The sequence below is a fragment of the Rhizobacter sp. genome, from assembly GCF_031412075.1.
Classification (GTDB): Bacteria; Pseudomonadota; Gammaproteobacteria; order Burkholderiales; family Burkholderiaceae_C; genus Rhizobacter.
This window is the reverse complement of the sequence record NZ_JANOCG010000174.1, coordinates 1-5,563: the sequence shown is the minus strand read 5'-3', so window position 1 is coordinate 5,563 and position 5,563 is coordinate 1. Positions and strand designations below refer to the sequence as shown.

The following is a 5,563-nucleotide window of genomic DNA, read 5'->3' as shown; positions in this document are numbered from 1 at the left end:
CGCCCGGCGCCGCTTGGCACGGGTGTGGAGCGACGTTCAAACCGAGATCGCGAAGGAACTCGAGCGCCGGCATCTGGACAATGAGGAGGATGCCGCATGAACGGCGCGCCGCAATACGCCGTCGAACTGAAGGACCTGCGCAAGTCCTTCGGCAAGACCGAGATCATCCGCGGCGCCAACCTGGCCGTCGCGCCCGGCGAGCGGGTGGCGATCATCGGGCCCAACGGCGCCGGCAAGTCGACGCTGTTCAACCTGATCAGCGGGCGCTTCGGCGCCACCAGCGGCGAGATCGTGCTCAACGGCCAGCGCATCGACGGCTTGCGCCCCTACGAGATCAGTCGCCTCGGCCTGGCGCGCAGCTTCCAGGTGTCGAACCTGTTCAACAAGCTGTCGGTGTTCGAGAACATCCGCTGCGCGGTGCTGTGGTCGATGGGCTACCGCTACGTGTTCTGGAGGTTCCTGTCCGACCTTCACGATGCCAACGACCGCGCCGAAGAGGTCATGAAGATGATCAAGCTCGACAAGAAGCGTGACATCGCGGCGGTCAACCTCACCTACGCCGAACAGCGTGCGCTGGAAGTGGGCATCACCATCGCCGGCGGCGCGAGCGTGGTGCTGCTCGACGAACCCACCGCCGGCATGAGCAAGAGCGAAACCTCGCGCTTCATCCAGCTGATTCGCGAGGTGACGGTGGGCAAGACCTTGCTGACGGTGGAGCACGACATGGGCGTGGTGTTCGGCCTGGCCGACAAGATTGCCGTGCTCGTGTACGGCGAAGTGATCGCCTTCGACACGCCCGACGCCGTGCGCGGCAATGCTCGTGTGCAAGAGGCGTACCTCGGTTCGATCCTGGCCGATCAGCAAGCTGCGGGGCACTGACATGAAGCCCCCACGTTCACTTTGTTCACTGCCCCCCGAGGGGGCGCAGGCCTCCCTTGGGACGGCCCGGCGGAAGACCTGATATGACGATGCTGAATCTGCAAGACCTGCACGCCTACTACGGCAAGAGCCACGTGCTGCATGGTGTCTCTCTCAACGTGAAAGAGGGCGAGATCGTCAGCCTTCTGGGGCGCAATGGCTCGGGCCGCTCAACCACCGTCAAGGCGGTGATGGGCCTGGTCCATGGCACAGGCTCGGTGAAATGGCGTGACAAGGAGATCCTGGGCCAGAAGGCCTACCAGATCGCCCACGCCGGCATCGGCTACGTGCCCGAGAACCGCGATATCTTTCCCAAGCTCACCGTGCACCAGAACCTGATGCTCGGCGAGAAGGGCAAGGCCAAGAAGCCGCGCTGGTCGTTCGACGACATGTACTCGCTGTTCCCGCGCCTGAAGGAACGCCAGCACACCGAAGCCGGTGTGTTGTCGGGCGGCGAGCAGCAGATGCTCACGCTGTGCCGAACCCTGATGGGCGACCCCGACCTGATCATGATCGACGAGCCGACCGAAGGCCTGGCGCCCAAGATCGTGGAGCAGGTGGCCGAATACCTGAAGGAGCTCAAGCGACGCGGCATTTCGGTGCTGCTGGTGGAGCAAAAGCTCACCATCGCGCTTGAGATCTCTGAGCGCTGCTATGTGATGGGGCACGGCCAGGTGGTGTTCGAAGGAACACCGACCGAGCTACGTGCCAACGGGGATATTCGCAAGGAGTGGCTGGAGGTCTAACATCTTCGGCTGAGCCGCCGAGCCGGCACTGTTTCGAGCGAAAACCGCGTTGCGCGTGTTGTCGCTGACGGGACAGGAGCCGGCTTTTTTGCTTTTTAGAATCGAACGATCGTTCGCTTTGCGAGCTGCGTTTTTGCTGACCTACCGAGGGCCCACCCCATGAGTGCCAACTACGAACTGCGCGGCAACATTGCCGTCATCACGCTCAACAACCCCCCCGTCAACGGCCTCGGGCTGGACACCCGGGTGGGCATCACCCAGGGCCTGGAAAAGGCGCTGGCCGACAAGGCGGTGAAGGCCATCGTGATCACCGGCGCCGGCAAGGCGTTTTCGGGTGGCGCCGACATCAAGGAGTTTGGTTCGCCGAAGGCCATGGCCGAGCCGAATCTGCTGAGCGTGATCTCGGCGCTGGAGAACAGCAGCAAACCGGTGGTCGCGGCCATCCACAGCGTTTGCATGGGCGGTGGGCTCGAATTGGCGCTGGGCTGCCATTACCGCCTGGTGTCACCAGGCACGTTGGTCGCGCTGCCCGAAGTCAAACTCGGCCTGCTGCCGGGTGCCGGTGGCACGCAGCGCCTGCCACGTGTGCTGGGTGTCGAAACTGCACTGAACATGATCGTGAGTGGCGAGCCGGTCAAGAGCGAGATGCTGGCCGCTGCGCCTGGCCAGAAGCTGTTCGACATGCTGGTCGATGGCGATCTGATGGCCGCTGCCCTGGCATTCGCCGCTGAAGTTGCAGACAAGCGCCCGCTGCCCCTGGTGCGTAACCTCAAGGCCCAGCACGCCAACGCCGACGCCTTCTTCCAGTTCGCACGCAACACCGTGGGCGCCATGTCGCGCAACTACCCGGCGCCGCTGCAGTGCGTGGAGGCGGTCGCCAACTCGGTCTACAAAAAATTCGACGAAGGCATGCGCCTCGAACTGGCGGCCTTCCAGTCGCTCATGTTCACGCCGGAGAGCCGTGCCTTGCGCCACCTCTTCGTGGCCGAGCGTGCTGCCAGCAAGATCCCCGACGTGCCGGCCGACACGCCCGTGCGCGACATCAAGCAGCTGGCCGTCATCGGCGCCGGCACCATGGGGGGCGGCATCGCGATGAACTTCCTCAACGCCGGCATTCCGGTGGTCATGCTGGAGATGAAGCAAGAGGCGCTCGACAAGGGCGTGGGCGTCATCCGCAAGAACTACGAAGCCCAGGTCAAGAAGGGCAAACTCAAGCAAGACAAGCTCGACCAACGCATGGCCTTGCTCACGACCACGCTGAACTACGGTGACTTGAAAAACGCCGATATGGTGATCGAAGCCGTGTTCGAAGACCTCGGCGTCAAAGAACAGGTGTTCAAGCAGCTCGACGAGGTGATGAAGCCGGGCGCCATCCTCGCGAGCAACACCTCCACGCTGGATGTGAACAAGATCGCCGCTTTCACCAAGCGCCCGCAAGACGTGATCGGCATGCACTTTTTCAGCCCGGCCAACGTGATGCGTTTGCTGGAAGTGATCCGTGGCGAGAAGACGGCGAAAGACGTGCTCGCAACCGTGATGCAGCTCGGCAAGAAGATCAAGAAGACCTGCGTGGTCTCGGGCGTGTGCGACGGCTTCATCGGCAACCGCATGATCGAGCAGTACTCGCGCCAGGCCGGCTTCCTGCTGGAAGAGGGCGCCACACCCGAGCAGGTCGACAAGGCCATCGAGAAGATGGGTTTTGCGATGGGCCCGTTCCGCATGGGCGACCTGGCCGGCAACGACATCGGCTGGTACATCCGCAAGCGCCGAGCCGTCGATCAACCCGACCTGATGTACAGCAAGACCGCCGACCTGCTGTGCGAAATGGGCCGCTTCGGCCAAAAGACGAATGCCGGCTGGTACGACTACGTGCCGGGCAAGCGCGACGCCATCCCCTCCAAGGCGGTGGTCGAGATGATCGAGAAGGAGCGTGCACGCCGGGGCATCACGCCGCGCAAGATCAGCGACGACGAGATCGTGCAACGCCTCATCTACGCCCTCGTGAACGAAGGCGCCAAGATCGTGGAAGAGGGCATTGCCTCTCGCGCTTCCGACATCGACATGGTCTACCTCACCGGCTATGGCTTCCCCGCCTACCGCGGCGGCCCCATGTGCTATGCCGACACCCAGGGCCTCTTCAACGTGGTCGCCAGCATGAAGCGCTTTGCGCAGAACCCGCTCGACGACGCCACGTTCTGGCAGCCTGCGCCCTTGCTGGCCAGGCTGGCCGCCGAAGGCAAGACCTTCAGCTGATTGGGGCCCCACTCTCCGTTCGCCCTGAGCTTGTCGAAGGGCTTCGACAGGCTCAGCCCGAACGGGCATTTCAAGGAGACAAGATGGAACGCGCCACTTTTACCCGCATGGAAGAGAGCACCGCGCAAGACTGGCAAGTGATCGCCGGCGAATCCAAGGAGTTCGGACGCGGCCTGCCCGACCGGCTGATGACGCACCTGAAGCTGCTCGAAGGTGACTACGGCGGCTTCCCGGTCGACCGCTACACCCACTCGCTGCAGACGGCCACGCGGGCCTTGAAGGCGGGTTGCGACGAAGAGTACGTGGTGTGCGCGCTGTTCCATGACGTCGGCGACACGCTGGGCTCGGCCAACCACTTCGACGTGGCCGCGGCCATCCTGAAGCCCTTCGTCAGCGAAGCCAACCACTGGATGGTGCAGCACCACGGCATCTTCCAGGGCTACTACTTCTTCCACCACCTCGGGCTCAACCGCAACCTGCGCGACCAGTTTGCCAGCCAACCGCACTACGCGCGCACCGAAGAGTTTTGCGCGCTGTACGACAACCCGGCCTTCGACCCCAAGGGCGAGACGCTGCCGATGAGCGAGTTCGAGCCCATGGTTCGACGCGTGTTCGCCAAACCCAAGAACAGCATCTACATGGCGGTTCTGGCCACAGAAACCTGAATCCATTTTCCGGAGCACACACCATGACATCTGCCGTGATCGTTTCCACCGCACGCACGCCGCTCGCCAAGAGCTGGAAGGGCGCTTTCAACATGACCCACGGCGCCACGCTCGGGGGCCTGGCCGTCAAGGCCGCCGTCGAACGCGCCGGCATCGAAGGCGCTGAAGTCGACGACGTGATCATGGGCTGCGCCACGCCCGAAGGCGCGACCGGCAGCAACATCGCGCGCCAGATCGCGCTGCGCGCCGGCCTGCCCGTCACCGCCAGCGGCATGACGATCAACCGCTTCTGCTCCAGCGGCCTGCAGACCATCGCCACCGCAGCACAACGCATCATTGCCGGCGAAGGCGACGTGTACGTGGCCGGCGGCGTGGAAAGCATCTCCTGCGTGCAGAACGAAGCCAACACGCACATGATCGTCGACAGCTGGCTGCGCGAGCACAAGCCCGAGATCTACTGGAACATGCTGCAGACCGCCGAGAACGTGGCCAAACGCTACAAGATCGGCCGTGACCGCATGGACGCTTATGGCGCCCAGAGCCAGCAGCGAGCTTGTGCCGCACAAGAAGCCGGCAAGTTCAATGACGAGATGATTTCCGTCACCACTATCGCTGGTGTCGCCGACCCGGTGCTGGGCCTTCGCACAAAGGAAGTCACCATCAGCGCCGACGAAGGCCTGCGCGCTGGCACCACCGCCGAAGGCATCGCCGGCATCAAACCCGCCATGCCCGGCGGTGTGATCTCGGCCGGCAACGCCAGCCAGTTCAGCGACGGCGCCGGTGCCTGCGTGCTGATGAGCGAGAGGCTGGCCGAACAGCGCGGCTTCAAGCCGCTGGGCCGCTTCCTCGGCTTTGCAGTCGCGGGCTGCGAGCCTGACGAAATGGGCATCGGCCCGGTGTTCGCCGTGCCCAAGGTGCTGAAGAAGCTGGGCCTGAAGGTCAGCGACATCGACCTGTGGGAGTTGAACGAAGCCTTCGCCG

The 5,563-nt window shown here is 63.7% G+C and carries 5 protein-coding genes; all 5 read left to right on the top strand.

The window, feature by feature from the left end:
- The first annotated feature begins 96 nt into the window (after positions 1 to 96).
- On the top strand, positions 97 to 879 hold the full coding sequence (locus RMO40_RS06130; protein ID WP_309717779.1) for an ATP-binding cassette domain-containing protein: 783 nt from the start codon (positions 97 to 99) through the stop codon (positions 877 to 879).
- A gap of 89 nt (positions 880 to 968) precedes the next feature.
- On the top strand, positions 969 to 1,664 hold the full coding sequence (locus RMO40_RS06125; RefSeq protein ID WP_309717782.1) for an ATP-binding cassette domain-containing protein: 696 nt from the start codon (positions 969 to 971) through the stop codon (positions 1,662 to 1,664).
- Positions 1,665 to 1,823: 159 nt separating this feature from the next.
- Entirely contained in the window at positions 1,824 to 3,917 is a 2,094-nt protein-coding gene (locus RMO40_RS06120) for a 3-hydroxyacyl-CoA dehydrogenase NAD-binding domain-containing protein (RefSeq protein WP_309717776.1), read from the top strand.
- An 83-nt stretch (positions 3,918 to 4,000) separates the two neighbouring features.
- Entirely contained in the window at positions 4,001 to 4,582 is a 582-nt protein-coding gene (locus RMO40_RS06115; protein WP_309717772.1) for an HD domain-containing protein, read from the top strand.
- Positions 4,583 to 4,605: 23 nt separating this feature from the next.
- Positions 4,606 to 5,563 (top strand): acetyl-CoA C-acyltransferase (locus tag RMO40_RS06110; RefSeq protein WP_309717770.1); only part of this gene is annotated, 958 nt, incomplete at its 3' end.

What these genes read in the sequence shown, in the direction of transcription:
- RMO40_RS06115 (WP_309717772.1), top strand. Translation starts at nt 4,001, where the DNA reads ATGGAACGCGCCACTTTTACCCGCATGGAAGAGAGCACCGCGCAAGAC.
- RMO40_RS06125 (WP_309717782.1), top strand. Translation starts at nt 969, where the DNA reads ATGCTGAATCTGCAAGACCTGCACGCCTACTACGGCAAGAGCCACGTG.
- RMO40_RS06120 (WP_309717776.1), top strand. Translation starts at nt 1,824, where the DNA reads ATGAGTGCCAACTACGAACTGCGCGGCAACATTGCCGTCATCACGCTC.
- RMO40_RS06130 (WP_309717779.1), top strand. Translation starts at nt 97, where the DNA reads ATGAACGGCGCGCCGCAATACGCCGTCGAACTGAAGGACCTGCGCAAG.